The sequence below is a fragment of the Shewanella zhuhaiensis genome (genome assembly GCF_022484835.1).
GTDB classification, from domain to species: domain Bacteria; phylum Pseudomonadota; class Gammaproteobacteria; order Enterobacterales; family Shewanellaceae; genus Shewanella; species Shewanella khirikhana.
Genome location: NZ_JAKUDL010000001.1, coordinates 887,118 through 910,358, shown reverse-complemented (window position 1 = coordinate 910,358; position 23,241 = coordinate 887,118). Strand labels below are relative to the sequence as shown.

The 23,241-nt window shown below is 54.6% G+C and carries 20 protein-coding genes and 3 tRNA genes; 1 reads left to right on the top strand and 22 read right to left on the bottom strand.

Features of this window, described 5'->3' with window-relative positions; all coding sequences use genetic code 11:
• Positions 1-29: 29 nt before the first annotated feature.
• The 11 genes from MJ923_RS03945 to recA all read right to left on the bottom strand — a co-directional run bounded on the left by MJ923_RS03945 (position 30) and on the right by recA (position 10,049).
• Positions 30-1,160 (bottom strand): sodium ion-translocating decarboxylase subunit beta, encoded by a 1,131-nt coding sequence (locus MJ923_RS03945; protein WP_126166179.1) that lies wholly within the window; start codon positions 1,158-1,160, stop codon positions 30-32.
• Between the two features lie 9 nt (positions 1,161-1,169).
• Complete coding sequence (oadA, locus tag MJ923_RS03940) at positions 1,170-2,969, bottom strand: sodium-extruding oxaloacetate decarboxylase subunit alpha (protein ID WP_240589976.1); 1,800 nt, start codon at positions 2,967-2,969, stop codon at positions 1,170-1,172.
• Positions 2,966-3,223: an OadG family protein gene (locus tag MJ923_RS03935; protein ID WP_240589975.1), complete on the bottom strand. Its 258-nt coding sequence runs from the start codon at positions 3,221-3,223 to the stop codon at positions 2,966-2,968. The genes oadA and MJ923_RS03935 overlap by 4 nt, the downstream gene beginning before the upstream one ends.
• A 412-nt stretch (positions 3,224-3,635) precedes the next feature.
• Positions 3,636-3,712: transfer RNA gene (locus MJ923_RS03930), tRNA-Arg, on the bottom strand.
• A 2-nt stretch (positions 3,713-3,714) separates the two neighbouring features.
• Positions 3,715-3,788 (bottom strand) — tRNA-Arg (locus MJ923_RS03925).
• Positions 3,789-3,810: 22 nt separating this feature from the next.
• Positions 3,811-3,902 (bottom strand) — tRNA-Ser (locus tag MJ923_RS03920).
• Positions 3,903-4,132: 230 nt separating this feature from the next.
• Positions 4,133-4,327: a carbon storage regulator CsrA gene (csrA, locus tag MJ923_RS03915; RefSeq protein ID WP_011759166.1), complete on the bottom strand. Its 195-nt coding sequence runs from the start codon at positions 4,325-4,327 to the stop codon at positions 4,133-4,135.
• 113 nt (positions 4,328-4,440) lie between these two features.
• Positions 4,441-5,652 carry an aspartate kinase gene (locus tag MJ923_RS03910; RefSeq protein WP_240589974.1) on the bottom strand — a complete coding sequence of 404 codons (1,212 nt, stop codon included), beginning with the start codon at positions 5,650-5,652 and terminating at the stop codon, positions 4,441-4,443.
• Between the two features lie 33 nt (positions 5,653-5,685).
• Positions 5,686-8,307, bottom strand: coding sequence for an alanine--tRNA ligase (gene alaS, locus MJ923_RS03905; RefSeq protein ID WP_240590245.1), 2,622 nt, complete (start codon positions 8,305-8,307; stop codon positions 5,686-5,688).
• Positions 8,308-8,535: 228 nt separating this feature from the next.
• A complete protein-coding gene (locus MJ923_RS03900; RefSeq protein ID WP_240589973.1) occupies positions 8,536-8,973 on the bottom strand; it encodes a regulatory protein RecX in 438 nt (145 codons plus the stop codon).
• 11 nt (positions 8,974-8,984) lie between these two features.
• The gene (gene recA / locus MJ923_RS03895) at positions 8,985-10,049 is read right to left on the bottom strand and encodes a recombinase RecA (protein ID WP_126166176.1); all 1,065 of its coding nucleotides are present in this window, start codon (positions 10,047-10,049) and stop codon (positions 8,985-8,987) included.
• 275 nt (positions 10,050-10,324) lie between these two features.
• Between recA and mutS the strand changes: the two genes are divergently transcribed.
• Entirely contained in the window at positions 10,325-12,892 is a 2,568-nt protein-coding gene (gene mutS, locus MJ923_RS03890) for a DNA mismatch repair protein MutS (RefSeq protein WP_240589972.1), read from the top strand.
• Positions 12,893-12,990: 98 nt separating this feature from the next.
• Here the strand turns inward: mutS and rpoS are convergent, their stop codons facing one another.
• The 11 genes from rpoS to mazG all read right to left on the bottom strand — a co-directional run bounded on the left by rpoS (position 12,991) and on the right by mazG (position 23,144).
• Positions 12,991-13,974 (bottom strand): RNA polymerase sigma factor RpoS, encoded by a 984-nt coding sequence (gene rpoS / locus MJ923_RS03885; RefSeq protein WP_126166174.1) that lies wholly within the window; start codon positions 13,972-13,974, stop codon positions 12,991-12,993.
• Positions 13,975-14,057: 83 nt separating this feature from the next.
• On the bottom strand, positions 14,058-14,948 hold the full coding sequence (locus MJ923_RS03880) for a peptidoglycan DD-metalloendopeptidase family protein (RefSeq protein WP_240589971.1): 891 nt from the start codon (positions 14,946-14,948) through the stop codon (positions 14,058-14,060).
• A 22-nt stretch (positions 14,949-14,970) separates the two neighbouring features.
• Positions 14,971-15,606 (bottom strand): protein-L-isoaspartate(D-aspartate) O-methyltransferase, encoded by a 636-nt coding sequence (locus MJ923_RS03875; RefSeq protein ID WP_126166172.1) that lies wholly within the window; start codon positions 15,604-15,606, stop codon positions 14,971-14,973.
• The gene (gene surE / locus MJ923_RS03870; RefSeq protein ID WP_240589970.1) at positions 15,603-16,349 is read right to left on the bottom strand and encodes a 5'/3'-nucleotidase SurE; all 747 of its coding nucleotides are present in this window, start codon (positions 16,347-16,349) and stop codon (positions 15,603-15,605) included. The genes MJ923_RS03875 and surE overlap by 4 nt, the downstream gene beginning before the upstream one ends.
• Positions 16,330-17,421 carry a tRNA pseudouridine(13) synthase TruD gene (gene truD, locus MJ923_RS03865; protein ID WP_240589969.1) on the bottom strand — a complete coding sequence of 364 codons (1,092 nt, stop codon included), beginning with the start codon at positions 17,419-17,421 and terminating at the stop codon, positions 16,330-16,332. Before truD ends, surE begins: the two co-directional genes overlap by 20 nt.
• Complete coding sequence (gene ispF / locus MJ923_RS03860) at positions 17,418-17,900, bottom strand: 2-C-methyl-D-erythritol 2,4-cyclodiphosphate synthase (RefSeq protein ID WP_240589968.1); 483 nt, start codon at positions 17,898-17,900, stop codon at positions 17,418-17,420. Before ispF ends, truD begins: the two co-directional genes overlap by 4 nt.
• 9 nt (positions 17,901-17,909) lie before the next feature.
• Positions 17,910-18,644: a 2-C-methyl-D-erythritol 4-phosphate cytidylyltransferase gene (gene ispD / locus MJ923_RS03855; protein ID WP_240589967.1), complete on the bottom strand. Its 735-nt coding sequence runs from the start codon at positions 18,642-18,644 to the stop codon at positions 17,910-17,912.
• Complete coding sequence (gene ftsB / locus MJ923_RS03850; protein ID WP_126166167.1) at positions 18,641-18,958, bottom strand: cell division protein FtsB; 318 nt, start codon at positions 18,956-18,958, stop codon at positions 18,641-18,643. The genes ispD and ftsB overlap by 4 nt, the downstream gene beginning before the upstream one ends.
• 101 nt (positions 18,959-19,059) lie before the next feature.
• Positions 19,060-20,355: a phosphopyruvate hydratase gene (eno, locus tag MJ923_RS03845; protein WP_011759152.1), complete on the bottom strand. Its 1,296-nt coding sequence runs from the start codon at positions 20,353-20,355 to the stop codon at positions 19,060-19,062.
• Positions 20,356-20,581: 226 nt separating this feature from the next.
• Positions 20,582-22,219: a CTP synthase gene (locus MJ923_RS03840; protein ID WP_240589966.1), complete on the bottom strand. Its 1,638-nt coding sequence runs from the start codon at positions 22,217-22,219 to the stop codon at positions 20,582-20,584.
• 97 nt (positions 22,220-22,316) lie between these two features.
• Positions 22,317-23,144 carry a nucleoside triphosphate pyrophosphohydrolase gene (gene mazG, locus MJ923_RS03835; RefSeq protein WP_240589965.1) on the bottom strand — a complete coding sequence of 276 codons (828 nt, stop codon included), beginning with the start codon at positions 23,142-23,144 and terminating at the stop codon, positions 22,317-22,319.
• Positions 23,145-23,241: the final 97 nt, after the last annotated feature.

Genomic DNA, 23,241 nt, shown 5'->3' with positions numbered 1-23,241 from the left:
CCCAAGGGCGCTTTTTCGTTATCAGCAGACTAGCCCAACACGGCCAGCAGAATACCCGCCGCCACTGCGCTGCCAAGCACCCCGGCCACATTGGGCCCCATGGCATGCATCAGCAGGTAGTTGTGCGGATTGGCTTCGAGCCCTACCTTATTCGCCACCCGCGCAGCCATAGGCACGGCAGACACTCCGGCGGCACCAATCAGTGGATTGACCTTGCCGCCACTGAGTTTGCACAACAGCTTGGCCATCAGTACTCCAGCCGCAGTACCAATGGAAAACGCCACAGCGCCGAGCACCAGAATGCCCAGAGTCTCGACCCGCAGGAACTGCTCGGCCGACAGCTTGGAGCCCACCGCCAGTCCGAGGAAGATGGTAACTATGTTAATCAGCTCGTTCTGGGCGGTGTTGGACAGACGGTCAACCACGCCGGATTCACGCATCAGGTTGCCAAGGCAGAACATCCCCACCAAAGGCGTTGCCGCAGGCAAAAACAGGATTGTCAGCCCCAGCACCATCAGCGGAAACAGCACCTTTTCCATCTTGCTCACTTCCCGCAGCTGCTCCATCTTGATGGCACGCTCTTCCTTGGTGGTGAGCGCCCGCATGATGGGCGGCTGGATAATGGGCACCAGCGCCATGTACGAGTAAGCGGCCACCGCAATGGCTCCCAACAACTCTGGGGCCAGCTTGGTAGAGAGGAAGATGGCCGTCGGTCCATCGGCGCCGCCAATAATGGCAATGGCCGCCGCATCCTTCATGGAAAACTCAAAGCCGGGCACCAGGTTGAGCCCAATCGCCCCCAGCAGTGTGGCAAAAATGCCGAACTGCGCTGCCGCCCCCAGCAGCAGTGTTTTGGGGTTGGCAATAAGGGCGCCAAAGTCGGTCAACGCCCCGACGCCGAGGAAAATCAGCAGCGGGAAGATGCCGGTTTCCAGCCCCACGTGGTAGAGGTAGTAGAGTAAGCCCCCTTCGTCGGTAAATCCGGCGTTGGGGATATTGGCAAGCACAGCGCCAAAACCAATCGGCAGCAGCAGCAAGGGCTCAAACCCCTTGCCAATGGCGAGATACAGCAGCACCAGCCCCACCGCCATCATCAGCAGTTGCCCCAGTGTGAAGTGGGCAATACCTGTTTCGGCCCAAAAAGCCATCAATCCTTCCATGATGCCTCCTTAGGCCAACGACAACAGCTGAGCGCCAACGGCAACCGAGTCGCCTTCTTTCACCCATAGACGGGCAATAACCCCGTCGGCCTGGGCACGGATCTCGGTTTCCATCTTCATGGCTTCAAGGATGATGACCACATCCCCGGCCTTCACAGTATCGCCGGGCGACACGTGAATTTTGAAGATATTACCAGACAGGGGCGCGCTCATTTCCAGTTTGATTTCGTGGCTTACAGGCGCAGCCGCTGTGGCGGCAGGGGCAACTGCTGCGCTGGACTGACTCGCTCCCTGTGGCTGGATTTGACTGATTTCACCGCCAGCGGCGACTTCAACCACGTAGGTTTGACCATCCACCTTCACCGTATAGGTTTCCGGCCCAGAGGCTGCCCTGGCTGGGGCAGAGGCGGCCTGAGCCACTGCCACTGGAGCAGGCTCAAAGGCATCGGCATTGCCGCGATTTTTGAGGAATTGCAGGCCAATCTGCGGAAACAGCGCATAGGTGAGCACATCGTCATCGAGATCTTCACTGAGCTTAATGTTGTCAGCAGCTGCCTTTTGCGCCAGTTCGGTGCGAAGCCGCTCCATTTCTGGGGTCAGCAAATCGGCAGGACGGCAAGTGACAGGCTCGGCACCCTTGAGCACCCGCTGCTGCAGCTCGGCGTTCACCGGCGCCGGGGTGGCACCGTACTCGCCCTTAAGCACCCCTTCAGTTTCCTTGGTGAGCGACTTGTAACGCTCACCGGTCAGCACGTTGATCACCGCCTGGGTGCCCACAATCTGCGAGGTCGGTGTCACCAGAGGCAGGAAGCCCAGGTCTTCACGCACTCGGGGGATTTCATCGAGTACCAAATCAAGTTTATCGCTGGCGCCCTGCTCTTTAAGCTGACTCTCCATATTGGTTAGCATGCCACCTGGCACCTGAGCTCGCAGAATTCGGGAATCAATGCCCTGAAGCGCGCCTTCGAATTTGGCGTACTTTTTACGCACCTCACGGAAATAGGCGGCAATCTCTTCCAAAAGCGCCATATCCAATCCGGTTGAGCGCTCAGTGTCTTCTACCATGGCCACCAGGGTCTCGGTGGCACTGTGGCCATAGGTCTGGCTCATGGACGAAATCGCGGTATCCAGCACATCAATACCGGCCTCAATCGCCTTTTGATAGGTGGCGGTAGAAAGCCCGGTGGTGGCATGGCTGTGCATGGCCACCATCAGCCCGGTTTGCGACTTAAGCCTGCTCACCAGCTCGAAGGCTTCCATAGGGCGCAGCAGACCGGCCATGTCTTTGATACAGAGCGAATCGCAGCCCAGATCCTCAAGGCGCTTGGCCATATCCACCCAGGTATCCAGATTATGTACCGGGCTGGTGGTGTAGGAAATGGTGCCCTGGGCATGGGCGCCCACCTGCTTCACGGCACGCACCGCCTCTTGCAGGTTACGCACATCGTTCATGGCATCGAATACCCGAAACACGTCCATGCCGTTGTCGTGGGCGCGCTCTACAAACCTGTGCACCAGATCGTCGGCATAGTGGCGATAACCCAGCAGGTTCTGCCCCCGCAGCAGCATCTGCATCGGGGTGTTGGGCATGGCTTGCTTGAGCAGTCGCAGCCGCTCCCAGGGGTCCTCCCCCAGATAGCGAATACAGGCATCGAAAGTCGCGCCGCCCCAGGTCTCCAGTGACCAATAGCCCACCTGATCCAGTTTGGCAGCGATGGGCAACATGTCTTCAATACGTAAACGGGTAGCTAGCAGAGATTGGTGCGCATCGCGCAGCACCACATCGGTAAGGGCCAAGGCTTTGGTCATGAACGTCCCTCCTGGGCTCGATATTGTTGTACGGCAGAGGTGATGGCGGCCACCAGACGCGGATCCAGCCCCTGGGGCTTAGATGAAATACTGGGCGCCTCTGGCCTGTTGACTGTGTCTGTGGCTTTGGGTGCATAACGATTGGCAATCAACTTAAGCCCAAGGATCAAAATCCCCAGAAACAAGTACACCAGCACCATGCCCAGCACCATGATCCACAGGGCCTCGCCCATTTGATCCATAACTGATGTCATGACTTCCCCTCAAAGGTTTGTTGGCTCTTCTCGCATAAAAATGCGCACATTTACACATTTCATTCAGCGTTATCGACGCCAAAATGTAACAGACGGCAAAAATAGCATCCCGAAAGATAACCTTTTATTAACGATGAAGGCAACGCCTTGTAAATTGGTCTTACCAATATTTATTGATTAAGCAGGATGAGTTTGAGTAATTCTCAAAAATATAGCCGTGAAATTACACAAAGGAGAATTTGATAGCGATGAATTCGAAAAAGCAATACTGGCAACGGCTAAGGCAGATACAGCGTTTATTGACCGGGACAATCAGCCAGCTTAAGTCAAAGCGCGGAGGGATTTATGCAATACGGAATGCAGCAAGTTGCTGAAAAAGAAAAAGCCCCTGAATTATCAGGGGCTTTTAATATGGCGCGCATGGAAGGAGTCGAACCTCCGACCGCCTGGTTCGTAGCCAGGTACTCTATCCAGCTGAGCTACATGCGCGGCGCGCATGGAAGGAGTCGAACCTCCGACCGCCTGGTTCGTAGCCAGGTACTCTATCCAGCTGAGCTACATGCGCACACTTTAATCGCTTAGGAAAATGGCGGAGAAGGAGGGATTCGAACCCTCGATGGGATATAAAGCCCATACTCCCTTAGCAGGGGAGCGCCTTCGGCCACTCGGCCACCTCTCCGTCTTTTCTTGGCGCACATATTACTGTTTGAAGAAAATAAGTCAAACCCTTTTTCCCAAAGCAGATCTGATTGCCCTGTTTTTAATCACATGCCTGAAAGCCAAGCACAATCAGCATTTGCGCGCCGTCACAAGTTGCCATTCTTAAGTCGCAGCCAATAAAAAAGCCAGCTCTTGGCTGACTCTTCTATTGTCCGTCCCGGACGCCCCTCAAGGAGCATGAAAACCGGCTTAGTAGTTGCCACCCTCAGGTGAGCCCGTTTTCTCAGATTGAATACGCTGGTAGATCTCTTCGCGGTGAACAGACACTTCTTTAGGTGCATTCACACCAATGCGCACCTGATTTCCCTTTACACCCAGCACTGTCACCGTGACTTCGTCACCGATCATCAGTGTTTCGCCAACACGACGTGTCAAAATCAGCATTCGCTTGCTCCTTTAGTCCCATTCCATACGCCAGGACTGACGCCTGGACATTGCTCTATTATAAAGTCAGCTTAGTACAAATTATAGTATTGAATACCAAAACTCTTGGATATTCATACTTTATTGAGGCCAAATGCCCTGTGCAAACTTCTTACGGCTTGCTGAAGGTGCGCCTCATCGATCATCACCGACAGTTTGATTTCCGACATGGATGTCAACTTAACACGGATGTTCTCGGCTTCCAAAAGCTCGTTAACCCGCATCGCCACTTCAGCCATGGCTGGCTTGCCGGTACTGATAAGTGACACCTTGGCTAAACTGGGCTCAAAATGCACCTCGCCCAACGCATGAACCACAGCCAACTTATCAACCTCGGCCAATACTGACTCGATAGCCCCCTGGCTTAAGGTAAAGGCCAATGCCCTGTCGGCGCGGGCCTGCACCACCAGATCGGTATCTATGCCAGCGGCGCAAAGCGCCTGAAACAGCGCGACTTCCGCCTGAGGGTTTTCCAGCACCCCAGCTACAGAGACTAGCCCCTGAGCGCGCGACACTGCAATACCTACAATGCCGGATACCGTGTGATCCGGCTCATCAAACCGGATTAAAGTACCGCTGCCGGGCTCAAAACTCGACAATACCCTCAGCACCACCCCATGACGACGGGCACAGGCCACGCTATCAGGGTGCAGCACCTTGGCGCCCTGACGCGCCATTTCGTACATGGCTTCAAAGCTGATGCTGTCGAGCTTCTGGGCATTGGGGTCGATGTTGGGGTCTGTGGTAAACACGCCGCACACATCGGTAAAGATTTGGCACTCGGCCGCGTTGAGAGCGGCAGCAACAGCAACGGCAGTGGTATCTGAACCGCCGCGTCCAAGGGTGGTCACTTCACCTGCTGCATCCACCCCCTGAAATCCGGCAATCACAGGAACAACACCATCATCCAGCAGCTGAGTCAGCAGCTCAGTATCAACAGATTCAATACTGGCACGGCCGAATTGACTGTCGGTACGCACCTTTACCTGACTGCCAAGCAAAGAGCGGGCATTAACGCCACGCCGGTGCAGCGCCATCGCCATCAGGGCAATGCTGACCTGCTCGCCAGCGGTAACCAGCATGTCCAGCTCCCGCGCGGGCGCGACTGTGTCAACGTTGGCCGCCATAGCGTAAAGGCGGTTGGTTTCCCCTGCCATGGCTGAGAGCACCAGTACCTGTCGCTCACCACTGAAATGGGCCCGGGCAATGGCATCGGCCACTGCATCAATGCGCTCGAAGGAACCCACAGAGGTTCCTCCGAACTTTTTCACATAAATGTTTGTCACAAAAAGCCTGCTACTGCTCAGACCCCGACGGGATTAAAGGCGTTCAGTCAGCCAAGGCAACACAGATGCCAGTGCGCCATCGAGCTTGGCAGGCTCGCTGCCACCGGCCTGGGCCATGTCAGGACGTCCGCCGCCCTTACCGCCCACCTGAGCGGCCACCATGGCGACCAGCTCTCCAGCCTTGACCTTACCGGTCAGATCCTGAGTCACACCGGCAATCAGATTCACCTTATCGCCAGCGCCAATGGCCAGCACCACAACGCCGGACTTAAGCTTCTGCTTAAGCTCGTCCTGCAAACCGCGCAGAGCGCCGGCTTCCACGCCTTCGAGACGCTTAACCAGTACGTTAACGCCATTGATTTCCTGGGCGTCACCGGCAAGGTCGGCACTGGCAGCAGCTGCCAGCTTGTCTTTGAGCTGCGCGTTTTCTTTCTCAAGCTGGCGGGCTTTGTCGAGCTGGGCCTTGAGCTTGGCAACGACGGAAGCAACATCGCCCTTGAGTAGTGCAGCGGCTTCTTCGAGCTCTGACTGCTGCTCGGCAACATAGGCCATGGCAGCGGCGCCGGTCACAGCTTCGATACGGCGGATACCTGCAGCGATACCCCCTTCAGAGGTGATCTTAAACAGACCAATATCACCGGTACGGCCAACGTGGGTACCACCACACAGCTCGATAGAGAAGTCGCCCATGGTCACAACGCGTACCTTGGAGTCGTATTTCTCACCAAAGAGCGCCATGGCACCTTTAGCCTTGGCTTCTTCGATATCCATCTCGGCGAAATTCAGCTCGTGGTTACGACGAATCTGGGTATTCACCAGATCTTCAACCGCTTTGAGCTCTTCACGCTTAACGCCTTCGAAGTGGGAAAAGTCGAAACGCAGACGCTCTGGGTCAACCAAAGAGCCTTTCTGGGTTACGTGGGTACCCAACACCTGACGCAACGCAGCGTGCAGCAGGTGAGTCACAGAGTGGTTAAGTTCGGTGCGGTGACGCAGCTTTTTATCCACCATGGCTTTGAGGCTATCGCCAACCTTGATGCTACCAAGCGCCAGCTGGCCCTTATGACCAATGCCCTGACCAAACTTCTGGGTATCAACAACCGTGAATTCAACGCCCTCAGCCAGCAGCTGACCTTTATCACCAACCTGACCACCGGACTCAGCGTAGAATGGGGTGTTATCGAGTACCACAACCAAATCGGCACCAGCTTGGGCAGCATCGACAGATTCGCCATCACGGTACAGGGCCACGACCTTGCTCTCAGCGGCAAGCTCGGAGTAACCACAAAAATCGGTGGCAGTATCGATTTTCAGTGCGGCGTTATAGTCGGCACTGAACTGACCTGCGGCCTGAGCGCGGCTGCGCTGCTCGGCCATGGCGGCATTAAAGCCTTCTTCGTCTACCTTGAGGTTACGCTCACGGCACACGTCGGCAGTCAAATCCACCGGGAAGCCGTAGGTGTCATAGAGTTTAAATACGGTATCGCCGTCCAGGGTGTCGCCCTTCAGCTCAGCCAATGCGGCATCGAGCATACCCAGACCACGCTCGAGGGTACGGGCAAACTGCTCTTCTTCAGCCTTGAGGGCCTTTTCCACGATGGCCTGAGTGGCAGCCAGGTCTTTGGCGGCATCGCCCATGGCATCAATCAGGGTTGGTACCAGTTTGTAGAAGAAGGTGTCAGTGGCGCCCAGCTTGTTACCGTGGCGCACAGCGCGGCGGATAATACGGCGCAGCACATAGCCACGGCCTTCGTTGGATGGCATCACGCCATCGGCAACCAGGAAGGCACAGGAGCGAATGTGGTCGGCAATAACGCGCAGGGATTTGTTTTCCAAATCAGTCACACCGATGATTTCGGCGGTCTTGGCTATCAGCTTCTGGAAAATATCGATTTCGTAGTTTGAGTGCACGCCCTGCATGATGGCAGAGATACGCTCGATACCCATACCTGTATCTACGGCTGGCTTTGGCAGCGGATCCAGGGTGCCGTCGGACTGACGGTTGTACTGCATGAATACGATGTTCCAGATCTCGATGAAACGGTCGCCGTCTTCTTCAGGGCTGCCGGGACGGCCACCCCAAATATGCGCGCCGTGATCGTAGAAGATTTCAGTACAGGGACCACAAGGACCTGTATCGCCCATCTGCCAGAAGTTGTCTGATGCGAATGGCGCGCCCTTGTTATCACCGATACGGATGATGTTTTCGGCTGGAACACCGATTTGCTTATTCCAAATATCGAATGCTTCGTCATCGGTGTGGTACACGGTAACGCACAGCTTCTCTTTCGGCAGTTTCAGGGTGCCGGTCAGGAATTCCCAGGCGAAGCGAATGGCGTCTTCTTTGAAGTAATCACCAAAGCTGAAGTTACCCAGCATTTCGAAGAAGGTGTGGTGACGGGCGGTGTAACCCACGTTGTCCAGGTCGTTATGCTTACCACCGGCGCGAACGCAGCGCTGTGCAGTCGCGGCGCGAACGTAGCTGCGCTTTTCCATGCCAAGGAAACAGTCTTTGAACTGGTTCATACCGGCGTTGGTGAACAGCAGTGTTGGATCATTACCGGGAACCAGAGAGCTGCTGTCTACTACCTGGTGACCCTGCTGCCTGAAATACTCGAGAAAAGCACTGCGAAGCGCGGCTGTGGTTTGATACATGAAAACGTCCTGAGTTGGATAAGCCTGATACGACAAGCCGCAGCCACTTCCACGGGCTGCCGACAAAAATTTGGGGCTCATTATAACCTCAAGAGTTTCGAATAAGATAGCGCACAGGCCGCGAAATCCGGGTCAATCGGGGTGGGAACAGGGGTTCTCAATCACTAGAGAAACAAAGTCAGCGGACAAGGCTGATTAAAATAAAAAAGACCGCCTCGGGTGCGGTCTTTAATCCATATCGTAAGGGTCAAAATCCAACGCGTGGGATATTTCATCGAAACTGAACCCCTGCCCTGCAAGGTAGCGGATGCGTTTCGCCCTGTCTTTGGCATCGACAGGTTTGGTGGCACCAAACTTTTTCAGTGCCTTTTCCCTGGCTTGGGCATACCAATCCACATCACAGCCTTCGAGGTTGCTTTGGATAACCTCTTTATCCAATCCCTTGGCTATCATGGCCTGACGCGCTCGGGCAGCGCCATGGCCTTTCAATACTGACGAGCGAATAACTGATGCGCCATAGCGACTGTCATTCAGGTAGCCTTTGGCTTCACACTCATCCAGTACTCGCTCAATCTCGAGGGCCTCATGCCCCTTGGCGAGCAGTTTAAGCTTAAGTTCGTTGCGGCTGTGATCACGCCTGGCAAGAGATGCCAGTGCGTGATTCATCAGTTCCTGACTCAGAACACTTCTCCGGTTTCGAAGTCGATGTTTTCATCGCCTTCGGCGCTGGTCGCTTCCGCAGAGCTGGTGTGAGACAACAGCAGATCGCGCAGTGACTTTTCAATCTCGGCAGCGATTTCACCGTTTTCGGCCAGGAACTTGGTCGCGTTGGCACGGCCCTGACCAATCTTGTCGCCCTTATAGCTGTACCAGGCACCGGATTTCTCAATCAGCTTGTGCAGTACACCCAGGTCAACCAGCTCACCGGTACGGTTAATGCCCTGGCCGTAAAGGATCTGGAAGTCAGCCTGACGGAAAGGCGCTGCAATCTTGTTTTTAACCACTTTCACGCGGGTTTCGTTACCCACCACTTCGTCGCCTTCTTTGATGGCGCCGGTGCGGCGGATATCCAAACGCACGGATGCGTAGAATTTCAGAGCGTTACCACCGGTAGTGGTTTCTGGGTTACCGAACATCACACCAATCTTCATACGGATTTGGTTGATGAAAATCAGCAGGGTGTTGGATTGCTTGAGGTTACCGGCAAGCTTACGCATCGCCTGGCTCATCATACGGGCCGCAAGACCTACGTGAGAGTCACCGATTTCACCTTCGATTTCCGCTTTAGGAACCAGTGCTGCAACCGAGTCGACGATGATAACGTCTACGGCGCCACTACGGGTCAGGGCATCACAGATTTCCAGCGCCTGTTCACCCGTGTCTGGCTGAGAACACAGCAGGTTGTCGATATCTACGCCGAGCTTACGGGCATATACTGGGTCGAGGGCGTGTTCAGCATCGATAAAGGCGCACACTTTGCCTGCACGCTGAGCCGCAGCAATCACTTCCAGAGTCAGGGTAGTTTTACCTGATGATTCAGGACCATAGATTTCTACGATACGGCCCATTGGCAGACCGCCGGCACCCAACGCCACGTCCAGAGACAGCGAGCCGGTGGAGATGGTTTCCACATCCATGGAGCGGTCTTCACCCAGCTTCATGATAGAGCCTTTACCAAACTGCTTTTCAATTTGGCCAAGAACGGCGGCAAGTGCTTTCTCTTTATTTGGATCGATTTTCATTGTTCCCTCTCACACACAGCAGGCGCTGTGAAGACGCAACGGTTAATGCGGTTCAGGCAAAAGCCCTGTGTATTTGTACATATTGAAAGCTAGTATACTGTACAATCATACAGTATCAACCCCTGGATGAAATAATTTTCTGCGGCGCCGAAATCCGCTGTTTCATCGCCTTGAATTGAAAAGGATCACTTTAGCGAAAAACTTGGTAGACTGGGCGCCCATAGGCTTTACCCGCGGCTTGACCAGACAAGCCCCATCGCAATAACAGAGTGGCAATGAACAGCACAGACCTGCTTGATCTCGAAAAACACACCCCCATGATGCGTCAGTATCTGACCATGAAGGCAGCGCACCCCGACATGCTGCTGTTTTATCGCATGGGCGACTTTTATGAACTCTTTTACGATGATGCCAAGCGTGCCTCGGAAATGCTGGCCATTTCACTTACTGCCCGCGGCAAGAGCGGCGGCGATCCAATCCCCATGGCCGGTATCCCCTACCATGCGGTGGAAGGCTATCTGGCCAAGTTGGTGCAATTGGGTCAGTCGGTTGCCATTTGTGAGCAAATAGGTGACCCGGCCACCTCAAAAGGCCCGGTAGAACGTAAAGTGGTGCGCGTCGTCACGCCGGGTACGCTGACCGATGAAGCGCTGCTGCAGGAGCGCCAGGATAATCTGCTGGCTGCGGTTTACCAGGGCAAGGTGGGTTATGGTTTTGCCACTCTGGATGTGGCATCCGGCCGCTTTGTCATTGCTGAATTACCAAGCCGTGAAGCACTTGAGGCCGAGCTTCAGCGCACATGCCCGGCAGAGCTTTTATACAGCGAAGACTTTGCCGACATGGCGCTGATTAATCATATCAAGGGCAAGCGCCGCCGCCCCGAGTGGGAATTTGACTATGATACCTGCATCAAGCTGCTACTTGAGCAGTTTGGTACCCGCGATCTGCGTGGCTTTGGCATTACCGACGCCCGCCTGTCGCTGCAGGCCGCAGGCTGTCTGATGCAATACGTGAAAGACACTCAGCGCACCGCCCTGCCCCACATCAATTCCATCGTGCGCTTCAATCAGGGCGATAGCATCATTCTGGATGCCGCCACCCGCCGCAATCTGGAACTGACCATCAGTCTGTCGGGCTCGCGGGAAAACACCCTTGCCAGCGTACTGGATAATACCGTTACCGCCATGGGCAGTCGGATGCTGCAGCGCTGGATCCACCAGCCACTGCGCTGCCACGATACCATTCGTGGTCGCCAGCAGGCAGTGCAGGAATTACTGGAAACCGGACTCTATGACGATCTTCGTGCTGAACTTAAAGCCCTTGGCGATATCGAGCGTATTCTGGCGCGTCTGGCGCTGCGAAGCGCCCGCCCACGGGACTTTGCCCGGTTAAGAGATGCCCTCGGAATTTTGCCGCTTATCCGCGAGCGCGTGCAGCGCTGTGAGTCGCGCCATCTGAAGTCACTCAATATTCTTCTGGGTGACTTCCCCGAGGAATATGAACTGCTTAGCCGCGCAATTGTGGATAATCCACCGGTACTTATCCGTGATGGCGGCGTTATTCGTGAAGGCTACCACAGTGAACTGGATGAGTGGCGCAAACTCAGCGATGGCGGCATCGACTATCTGGAGCAGATGGAGCTGCGTGAAAAAGAGCGAACCGGCATCGCCACCCTCAAGGTTGGCTTCAACCGGGTTCACGGCTACTACATCGAAGTCAGCCGTGCGCAATCAGCCCTGGTGCCTCTTGCTTATCAGCGTCGCCAGACGTTGAAAAACACCGAGCGCTACATCACTCCTGAGCTTAAAGAGTACGAAGAGAAGGTACTGTCGAGCCAGGGCAAGGCACTGGCGCTTGAAAAGCAGCTGTGGGAAGAGCTGTTCGATTTGGTATTGCCCAAGCTTCAGGAATTGCAGGACTTTGCCCGCGCCGCCTCTGAGCTCGACGTACTGGCAAACTTTGCCGATAGGGCCGATATCTTCAACTATCACTGCCCGGAACTCAGCGACACCACCGGGATCCTGATTGAAGCAGGTCGTCATCCTGTGGTCGAGCGTGTCAGCCAAAGCCCCTTCATCCCCAACCCAGTGGAGTTGTCCAGCCAGCGCCGTATGTTGATTGTGACCGGCCCCAACATGGGCGGTAAATCCACTTATATGCGTCAGGTCGCGCTCATTACCCTGATGGCGCATATCGGCAGTTTTGTACCGGCGGAGCGTGCACTGATTGGTCCGGTGGACAGAATTTTCACCCGCATTGGTGCCAGTGATGACTTGGCGTCCGGCCGCTCGACCTTTATGGTGGAAATGACTGAAACTGCCAACATCCTGCACAACGCCACGGCAAACAGCCTGGTATTGATGGATGAGATTGGCCGCGGTACCTCCACCTATGATGGGATGTCGCTGGCATGGTCAGCGGCTGAGTACCTGGCACAGAAACTCGGCGCCATGACATTGTTCGCCACCCACTATTTTGAGCTGACCCAGCTGCCTGAATTACTGCCCGGGGTGCACAACGTGCATCTGGATGCCATTGAGCATGAAGATACCATCGCCTTTATGCACGCCGTACAGGAAGGCGCTGCCAGCAAGAGTTATGGTCTGCAAGTGGCGGCGCTTGCCGGGGTTCCGGCAAATGTCATCAAGGCGGCCAAACATAAGCTGCATCAACTGGAAAGCCGCGACCACCAGTCAGGCAACCCGGCGCAGCAAAGCTTGCCACTGTCGGCCGCCCAGCCGGAGCCTTCTGCAGTGGAAGCAAGGCTCGAGCGAATTGTTGCCGACGACCTGACCCCAAGGGCTGCACTTGAGCTGATTTATGAACTGAAGCGCTTGATGTAAGCGACGAGTATAAATAACAGCGCCAATTAAGGCACATTAAAAAACGCCTCGTTTTTATTGAAAACAGAGGCGTTTTTATATGGCGTGAATAGGGGACGTCAGTTTCTGAACAAAGCCTCTACTGACAGCCCCTGGGCACTCAAAATATCCCGCAGGCGTTTCAGGGCTTCTACCTGAATTTGCCGTACCCGCTCACGGGTCAGACCGATTTCAGCGCCTACGTCTTCCAGGGTTGAGGGCTCATAGCCAAGCAATCCAAAACGGCGTGCCAGCACTTCCCGCTGCTTGGTATTGAGCTCATTAAGCCAATTCACTACTGAGTTGGAGATGTCTTCATCCTGAACCTTATAATCAGGGCCTACTGAGTCATCATCCGGCAACACATCCAGCAGCGCCTTGTCGTTGTCACCACCAAGGGGAATGTCGACCGAAGTAATTTTCTCGTTCAGTTTCAACATCCGACTGACTTCAACACTGGGCAAATCCAGTTTGGCGGCAATTTCTTCCGCTGTGGGTTCGTGATCCAGCTTGTGCGCCAGCTCCCTTGCAGTCCGCAGGTACACATTGAGCTCTTTTACCACGTGAATCGGCAGACGTATGGTGCGGGTCTGATTCATGATGGCGCGCTCAATGGTCTGACGGATCCACCAGGTCGCATAAGTAGAGAAACGGAAGCCCCGTTCAGGGTCAAACTTTTCGACGGCCCGGATCAGGCCAAGGTTACCTTCTTCGATAAGATCAAGCAGAGCCAAACCGCGATTGTTGTAGCGACGCGCTATTTTCACTACCAAACGGAGGTTACTTTCTATCATTCGATTGCGAGATTTCTCGCAGCCGCGAAGTGCCTTACGGGAATAATAAACTTCTTCTTCCGCGGTCAGCAGTGGGGAAAAGCCTATCTCGCTCAAGTAGAGCTGAGTGGCATCGAGATTGCGTTGTAAATCGTCCTGAACCTGTTGTTCCAGCTCCAGGTCTTGAACCAGATTGACTTCTTCACCTTCCGCATTGGCATCGAATCCTGGCTCCTTTCCGGAAAAATCTACAAGCTCTTCGGCAACAAGGGTATTGTTTTTCAAGCTCATAATATACTCTCCCAAACCCGAATATGTTAATGAATCTAATACACTTTTTTATCCTCCAAATGCCAAAATTGGCTGCCATAAAGTTACTGCTTAGGCAAATATTTCAGTGGGTTAACCGACACACCGTGCAAACGGATCTCGAAGTGGAGCATCACGTGTTGAGCATCGGTATTTCCCATTTTCGCAACTGTCTGTCCAGCACTGACCTGTTGCTTCTCTTTCACCAGGATCTTATCGAGATGAGCGTAAGCACTGAGAAAATCTTCACTGTGCTTGATAATCACGAGATTGCCATATCCACGAAGCGCGTTACCGGCGTAAACCACTCTGCCTTCTGCCGCTGCTCTGATGGGGTCGCCCCGTCGCCCTGCAATTTTAATCCCTTTACTTCCCTGCTCTCTGGCAGAAAAGGTTCCAACCAAGCGACCCTTGGCAGGCCATAACCAGCGACTGACTTCTTCAGGCAAACCTTCAGGTGTCGTAGCACTACGGTTAGCTTTTTGTTGTGAACTTGTTACAGCGTAATCAGCTTTATTTTTGGGATCAAGTGTTTTTTTTGACGCCCCTGTAGCAGCATTGCTACCAGATGATACTACCGTAACAGATTGTTTATTATTAATTTTGCTATTTGACACCGCTGTCGTAGGTTGATTTTTGACACCGGTTTTAGCGGTTGAACCTTTTGTAACAGAGGCTTTAGAAGTGAGCTTGAGGACCTGCCCAGGAAAGATGGTATACGGTTTATTTAGTTGATTAATCTTGGCAATTTCCTGGAAGTCACGTCCTGCCCCCCAGGCTATCGAGTACAGGGTGTCACCTTTTTTGACCCGATAAGTGGAACTGGTCAGACTTCCTTTGGGATAGGCAGGTTTTTTTTTGGATGTCGCACTTTCGACTGGCGCAGGTTGATGAGATTGCAGGCTGCAACCTCCAAACAGTAACAAACATAGGCACATCAGTGTCAGTCTGGCCATGGCGAGCTGCTCTTTTCCTTGATTAAGCCAAGACGCCATTAACCAGTGGCACAAACTTCACGGCTTCAATGATTTCCGAACTGAAGTCCTGTCCCTGGCGGCGTATCGCCATCAGCTGCTGAGAGTCATCCCCAACCGGGATAACCAATAAGCCACCTTCGGCCAACTGCTCAAGCAGCGCGCTGGGCACCGAAGACGCGGCCGCTGTGACCATGATGGCATCGAAGGGGCCACGGTTGGGCCAACCCTGCCAACCATCACCGTATTTAAAAGACACATTGTGCAAGTCGAGGCGCTTGAGCCGTTGCCGCGCCTGAATTTGCAGCGCCTTGATGCGCTCTATGGTGCAAAGCTCAGGTACCAGCTGTGCCAAAATGGCGGCCTGATAACCTGAGCCTGTACCCACTTCCAACATTCGCTGCGGCCTGGCCTGCATCACAAGCTCGGTCATGCGCGCCACAATATAGGGCTGAGAAATGGTTTGCCCCTGACCTATCGGCAAGGCGGTGTTTTCATAGGCCTTATGCGCCAATGCCGCGTCGAGAAACAATTCTCTTGGGGTATTGGCAATGGCCTGCAATACGGCTGAGTCGCGGATCCCCGCTTCATACAGCTTTTTTGCCAGATTCATGGCCACCGTCGAGCCGGTCGGGTTCATATCTTTTCTATCCAATTTGCCAGTGCGTTAAGTTGACTGTGAGCGGTTAAATCCACGGTTAATGGCGTAATGGACACATAGCCGTCGGCCACGGCGCCAAAGTCAGTGCCTTCGCTGGCATCAAGCTCCTCACCCGGCGGGCCGAGCCAGAAGATTTCACGCCCGGCCGGATCGGTGGTTCGTACCACGCCTTCGGCCCTATGACGCGCGCCCAGGCGAGTAACCTTGATGCCCTTGATTTGCTCAAGGGGCAAATCGGGTACATTCACATTGAGTATTTGATCAGCAGACAAAGGGTGAGCCTTGAGCCCCTGCACGATGCGCAGCGCTATTTGCGCAGCGGCATCATAGTGCTGCGGGTTGCGGGCAGACAAAGACACCGCAATCGCCGGCAGTCCCTGAAACCGCCCTTCCATGGCCGCAGCCACAGTGCCGGAATAGAGGGTGTCATCCCCCATGTTAGCCCCGGCATTAATTCCCGAGACAACAAGCTGCGGCTCTTCGGTGCAAATCTCCCGAATGGCAATGTGCACACAATCTGATGGCGTACCGTTAACCGCGATATAGCCGTTGTCTAACCTATTAATTCTCAATGGATTAGTCAAGGTTAACGAGTTACTGGCGGCGGAGCAGTTGCGATCCGGTGCCACTACGTCCACATGAGCAATGGCCTTTAAGGCCTCGGCGAGTGCCTTGATACCCGGAGCATGCACCCCGTCATCGTTACTCACCAACAGGCGCATTGGCCGCCTCCTGTGCCTGACGTTCGGCCACCGCGCGGCGCCACTCCAGCTCTTTCACGTCGCTGTACTCGCAAAGCTCTCTGAGCACACTGGTAGCAAAGGCTCCGGCCGGCAGGCAGAAATCCAGAGTCAGGGCATCACCGTCCAGCTTAAAGCTCAGCTGCTCAGGGCGCAGCAGCAGCGCGCGTCGCTCCTGGGTCAGGCCTTCTTTTTCAAGGCCGCTGCGCTCAAGCTCGTAAGACGCCAGCACCGAAGCTTCAAACTCGGCGGCGTCGCCCTTGGCGAGCATCTCACCGCGGCCCCACAGGGGTGCCGACAGCTGAATATCTTTCTCGGCCAGACGGCCTTTGAGCGTCTCATCCCAAGTTTCGGCCACAAAGAAGCTGCGGCTGCCTGAAAGCATCACACAGTCCCCTTCAAGCAAACCCAAACCGGACGCATCTTGCTTTGCCAAACGGGCGCTGACTACCTGATTAAAGAGCTCCGAGCGCACCGCCGACAGATACAGGCTACGCTTATTCCTGTCTTTTACCTTGCGGCCTTCAAACATCTGCCGCGCCTTCACCAGATTACCGCCATCATGGCCGAAGCGCTGCTCACCAAAATAGTTGGGCACGCCGCCATCCCGCACCTGCTCGAGGCGGGTAACCAGCGCCTGTGGGTCGGAAACGTTGCGCAGCACCAAAGTAAAACGATTGCCTGAAAGTGCGCCGGTGCGCAGCTTTTTGCCATGGCGGGCAAACGACAACACCTGCATCTGCTCATTGCTCATTGCAGCCCAGTCCGGGGTGTCTTTACCGGGAATGCGCACCCCAAACCACTGCTCGGTAATGGCATTTTTGTCTTTTTGACCGGCAAAGGTCACTTCCTTGGGATGCACCTTGGCAAATTTGGAAATCATCTCCGCCACCTGAGCCGTGTTCAGGCCATCTTTGCGGATATGCAGCAGGTGATGCTCGCCTTCACCATCGGGCAGGAATGGCAGGATTTCCTTCACCTGAAAATCGCTGTTATGGGTGCGGATATCGGCGCTTACAGCCGGCTTGCCGTAAAGATAAGTCAGCTCAGTCATTTCACATTCTCCATCAACACCACAGCTTCCACGGCGATGCCTTCTTTGCGACCGGTGAAGCCAAGCTTCTCGGTGGTGGTCGCTTTTACGTTGATATTATCAAGCTCAGTTTGCAGATCGTGCGCCAGCACTGCGCGCATAGCTTCTATGTGAGGCAGCATTTTCGGCGCCTGGGCGATGATGGTCACATCCAAGTTACCAATAGCAAAGCCGCGCTCACGGGCAAGCGCAAAGCAGTGGCGTAACAGCACCCGGCTGTCGGCGCCTTCATAGGCGGCATCGGTGTCGGGAAAGTGCTTGCCTATGTCACCGAGCGCCATGGCGCCCAGGATGGCGTCACTGATGGCATGCAACACTACATCACCATCGGAGTGGGCAATAAGCCCTGTCTCATAAGGCACTTCAACGCCGCAGAGAATGAGTGGACGGTCGGCGCCAAACTTGTGCACATCAAAACCGTGGCCAATCCTGATTTTCATCGAAATTCCTTAATTGTGTTGCTGCTGGGCCTGCAGAACCTGCTGGGCTTCTAAAAATAGGGCCGCCAGCTGTAAATCGTCCGGATGGGTGACCTTGATATTGTCAGCCCGGCCACTGACCAGCCCCGGATGCACTCCGGCCCATTCCATCGCCGACGCTTCATCGGTTACTGCAACGCCGGCATCCAGCGCTTGCTTAAGATTCAGTTTAAGGCTCGTGGCGGGAAACAGCTGCGGCGTTAATGCATGCCACAGGGCTTCACGGCACACAGTGGTCTCTATGCTGCCATCCTTTGCCGCCCGTTTCATGGTGTCCCGCACCGGCATGGCGAGGATCGCCCCCTGGGGGAAACCTTGCCGACTTTCGAGCAGTGCGTCTATGTCGCCATGGGTTAAGCAGGGTCTGGCCGCATCGTGCACCAGTGCCCAGCTATTGCTGTTATCCGGCAAGCCAGACAAGGCCGCCAATACCGAATCGGCACGCTCTTTGCCGCCCAAAACCCGGGTGAGCTTGGGGTGGTGCGCCTCAGCTAAACTGTCGAACCAGCTGTCGTCTGCCGCCACTGCAACTATGACCTTATCAATCGCAGGGTGAGACAGCAGCCTTGCCAGGGTGTGGGCTAAAATCGGTTTATCCAACAATGGCAAATACTGCTTGGGAATAGTGGCGCCCATGCGGCTGCCAATACCGGCGGCGGGCACTATGGCCACGATATTGCCACCGGAAGGTATTTGGGAATTCATTGACTGTCCTGTGGCTGTTCCTGCGCTTGGGTGCCGCGACCATCGCTGCCCACAACCCGGAAGAAGGTTTCGCCTTTCTCAATCAACCCCAATTCGTTGCGGGCGCGCTCTTCCAGCGCCTCGGTGCCGCTTTTCAGATCCAGAATCTCTTCTTTAAGCACGTCGTTGCGCTCCTGCAGTTCCGCATTGGTTTGCTGACGCATCTGGATTTTGTCTTTAAGGCTGAAGTATTCGGTCAGGCTGTTATCGCCAAACCATAGCCGGTACTGGAGCAGCACCAGCAAGGCAAAGAGAACCAGAACGAATCGCTTCATGGAAGAATTGAGGTGATTGGGTGAATTTGGGGAGATATTACAACAAAAAAGGCCACCTTGGGGGTGGCCTTTTGCGCATTCAATCAAATTTTATCAGGCGATTAGCCCTTGGCGTTGATTTCGGTCAGACCGCGGTATGGTGCTTTCTCACCCAGTTGCTCTTCGATACGCAGCAGCTGGTTGTACTTGGCAACACGGTCAGAGCGGCACAGTGAGCCTGTCTTGATTTGACCGGCAGCGGTACCGACGGCCAGATCGGCAATGGTCGCATCTTCGGTTTCACCGGAGCGGTGAGAGATAACGGCAGTGTAACCGGCTTCTTTGGCCATACGGATAGCGGCCAGAGTTTCGGTCAGAGAACCGATCTGGTTGAACTTGATCAGGATTGAGTTAGCAATGCCCTGCTCAATACCGCGGCTCAGGATCTTGGTGTTGGTCACGAACAGGTCGTCACCTACCAACTGTACCTTGTCGCCGAGGATTTGGGTCTGGTATGCCCAACCTTCCCAATCAGACTCGTCCAGACCGTCTTCGATAGACACGATTGGATACTGCTCGGTCAGTGATTTGAGGAAGTCAGAGAAACCGTTTGAGCTGAATACCTTGCCTTCGCCAGACAGGTCGTACTGACCGTCTTTGTAGAACTCAGAGGCAGCGCAGTCCAGCGCCAGAGTCACGTCGGTGCCCAGCTTATAACCGGCAGCTTCAACGGCTTCTTTGATAACAGCCAGAGCGTCGGCGTTGGACGCCAGGTTTGGTGCAAAACCACCTTCATCACCCACGGCAGTGTTCAGACCTTTGGCCTTCAGCACTTTCTTCAGGTTGTGGAAGATTTCGGCGCCCATACGCAGGGCTTCACGGAAGCTCTTGGCGCTCACTGGCTGCACCATGAACTCCTGGATGTCCACGTTGTTATCAGCGTGCTCACCACCGTTAAGGATGTTCATCATAGGCACAGGCATGCTGTACTGACCTGGGGTGCCGTTCAGCTCAGCGATGTGAGCGTACAGTGGGATACCTTTGGCAGCGGCAGCGGCTTTGGCAGCGGCCAGAGACACAGCCAGAATGGCGTTGGCGCCCAGCTTGTCTTTGTTCTCGGTACCGTCCAGGGCAATCATGATGCCATCCAGCTCGGCCTGAGCGGTGGCGTCTTTACCCAGCAGGGCTTCACGGATAGGACCATTTACGTTGTCAACGGCCTTCAGCACGCCTTTACCCAGGTAACGGGCTTTGTCGCCGTCACGCAGTTCCAGCGCTTCGCGGCTACCGGTAGAAGCACCGGATGGCGCAGCTGCCATACCAACAAAGCCACCTTCCAGGTGTACTTCGGCTTCCACGGTTGGGTTGCCGCGTGAATCCATGATTTCACGACCGATCACTTTGATAATCTTAGCCATAATGTCCTCGATTTAGTCTTGAATTAAAGGTTAAGTTGAAAAGAAAAAACCCATACCCATCTCAGCGCTACATTGAGCTCATGTACCAAATTGAATGCACCCTGATATGGGTATCTGATTTTTTCTGTTTGTCCATCGCACACAGGCAGGATTTACCCGTGCTTATTTTTGCGCCAACCCCAGAGTAAAAAGCCGGCGCTGCCATCACAGCGCCGGCTTGTATTTATCAGCTCAGGTTGCGTTTTTGATGCGCTCTGGCTGCTGCCACAAAACCTTCGAACAGCGGATGGCCGTCACGGGGTGTGGAAGTAAACTCTGGGTGGAACTGACCAGCCACAAACCAGGGGTGGTTCGGCAGCTCAATCATTTCAACCAGCTTGCGGTCAGAAGACAGGCCACTGAATACCAGACCGGCTTTCTCAAGCTGTTTCACGTAGTTGTTGTTCACTTCAAAACGGTGACGATGACGCTCGATACAGCTTTCTGAGCCATAAGCCTCGGCAGCCTTGGTACCGGCCTTGAGGTGACACAGCTGAGCGCCAAGGCGCATGGTGCCGCCCAGATCGGACGCTTCGTCGCGCTGCTCAATATTACCTTCTTCGTCGATCCATTCTGTGATCAGACCCACAACCGGGTGCGGAGTTTGCTTGTTGAACTCGGTTGAGTGGGCATTTTCAAGACCTGCCACGTTACGGGCGAACTCGATAAGCGCCACCTGCATACCCAGACAAATACCGAAGTAAGGCAGGTCGTTTTCACGGGCATACTTGGCGGCCAGGATTTTACCTTCCACGCCACGCTCGCCGAAGCCGCCGGGTACCAGAATACCATCCAGGCCAGCCAGGGCTTCTTCGCCTTTAGCTTCTACGCTTTGTGAATCTATGTACTTGATGTTTACGGTCACGCGGTTCTTCAGACCCGCATGCTTGAGCGCCTCGTTCACAGACTTGTAAGCGTCTGGCAGCTCGATGTACTTACCCACCATACCAATGGTGATTTCACCGTTGGGGTTGGCTTCCTGATAAATCACGTTTTCCCACTCAGACAGATCTGCTTCTTTGCATTCCAGGTGGAAACGCTTGCAAACCAGGTCATCCAGGCCCTGAGAAGTCAGCAGCGCTGGGATCTTGTAAATGGAGTCAACGTCTTTCAAAGAGATAACGGCGCGCTCTTCCACGTTACAGAACAGGGAAATCTTGGCCCGCTCGTTGGCAGGAATGGCGCGGTCACCGCGGCAAACCAGGATATCAGGCGCAATACCGATAGAACGCAATTCTTTTACCGAGTGCTGAGTTGGCTTGGTTTTCACTTCGCCGGCAGCACCGAGGAATGGTACCAGAGTCAGGTGCATGAACATGGAGCGGTCACGGCCCAGTTCAACGCCCAGTTGGCGGATAGACTCTAGGAACGGCAGGGATTCGATATCACCCACGGTGCCGCCAATCTCAACGATGGCCACGTCATGGCCTTCGCCGCCTTCCAGCACCTTGGCCTTGATGGCGTTGGTGATGTGTGGAATCACCTGAATGGTGGCGCCCAGATAGTCACCACGGCGCTCTTTACGCAGAACTTCTTCGTAAATACGACCTGTGGTGAAGTTGTTACGGCGGTTCATCTTGGTACGGATGAAACGCTCATAGTGACCCAGGTCCAGATCCGTCTCTGCGCCGTCCTCAGTCACAAACACTTCACCGTGTTGTGTCGGGCTCATGGTACCTGGGTCAACGTTGATGTAAGGATCCAGCTTCATGATGGTCACGTTGAGGCCCCGTGCCTCAAGAATGGCTGCCAATGATGCTGCTGCAATGCCTTTGCCCAGCGACGAAACCACGCCGCCAGTCACGAAGATATACCTTGTCGTCATGCTGAACCTGAGAAAATATGAGTGTGAAAATATGTGCTTGTAAGAAAGCACCAGGACGGGGCGACAGTATATCAAAGCCCTGTGCTTTCGACAAACCTCAACGGGGAGATTTTTCCTGCTCTTTTACCTGTTCCCAGAAGCCATCAAGCTCAGCAAGGGAATAATCAGTCAATTGTCTGCCCCCCTGGGATGCCAGTTCCTCTACGCCGCGAAAACGGCGCTCAAACTTTTGATTGGCCTGGCGCAGCGCCTGCTCAGGCTCAACCCCCAGATGGCGCGCCATGTTCACCACAGCAAACAACAGGTCGCCCATTTCGCTGGCAACCCGCTCCGGGTCGGGATTATCCACCTGCACTTCGGCCAGTACCTCGGCAATTTCTTCTTCCACCTTGGCCACCACCGGCGGCAACTCGCCCCAGTCAAAGCCCACCCGGGCAACCCGCTTCTGGATTTTGGCGGCGCGGCTTAGGGCCGGCAGTCCAACCGGCACGTCATCCAAAACCGAGTGTTTGTCTTTGGCTTTACGTTCAGCGGCCTTAATGGCTTCCCAGTTGTCTTTCACTTCTTTACTGGAGTTCACTTCAATATCGCCAAACACGTGTGGATGGCGGGAGGTGAGCTTGGCACAAATGCGTTTTACCACCTCTTCGAAGTCAAACAGGCCCTGTTCTTTGCCAAGCTGGCAGTAGAATACGACCTGAAACAAGAGATCGCCCAGCTCATCCGGCAACTCATCAAGATCCATGCGCTCTATGGTGTCGGCCACTTCGTAGGCCTCTTCCAGCGTAAAGGGCACTATGGTGTCGAAGCGCTGCGCCTTGTCCCAGGGGCAGCCATGCTCCGGGTCGCGCAATTTGGCCATAATGGCCAGCAGCGGATTGATGTCGGCGTTTGGCTGTTCATTTGCACTGATTTCGGTGCTCATTTTGCTATCCCCATTAACTGCGCTCGGCACGCAGCCAAAACGTACAAGACGGTAAAAACAAAGGCTGCACAGCAGCCTTTATCGAATATTCACGGGT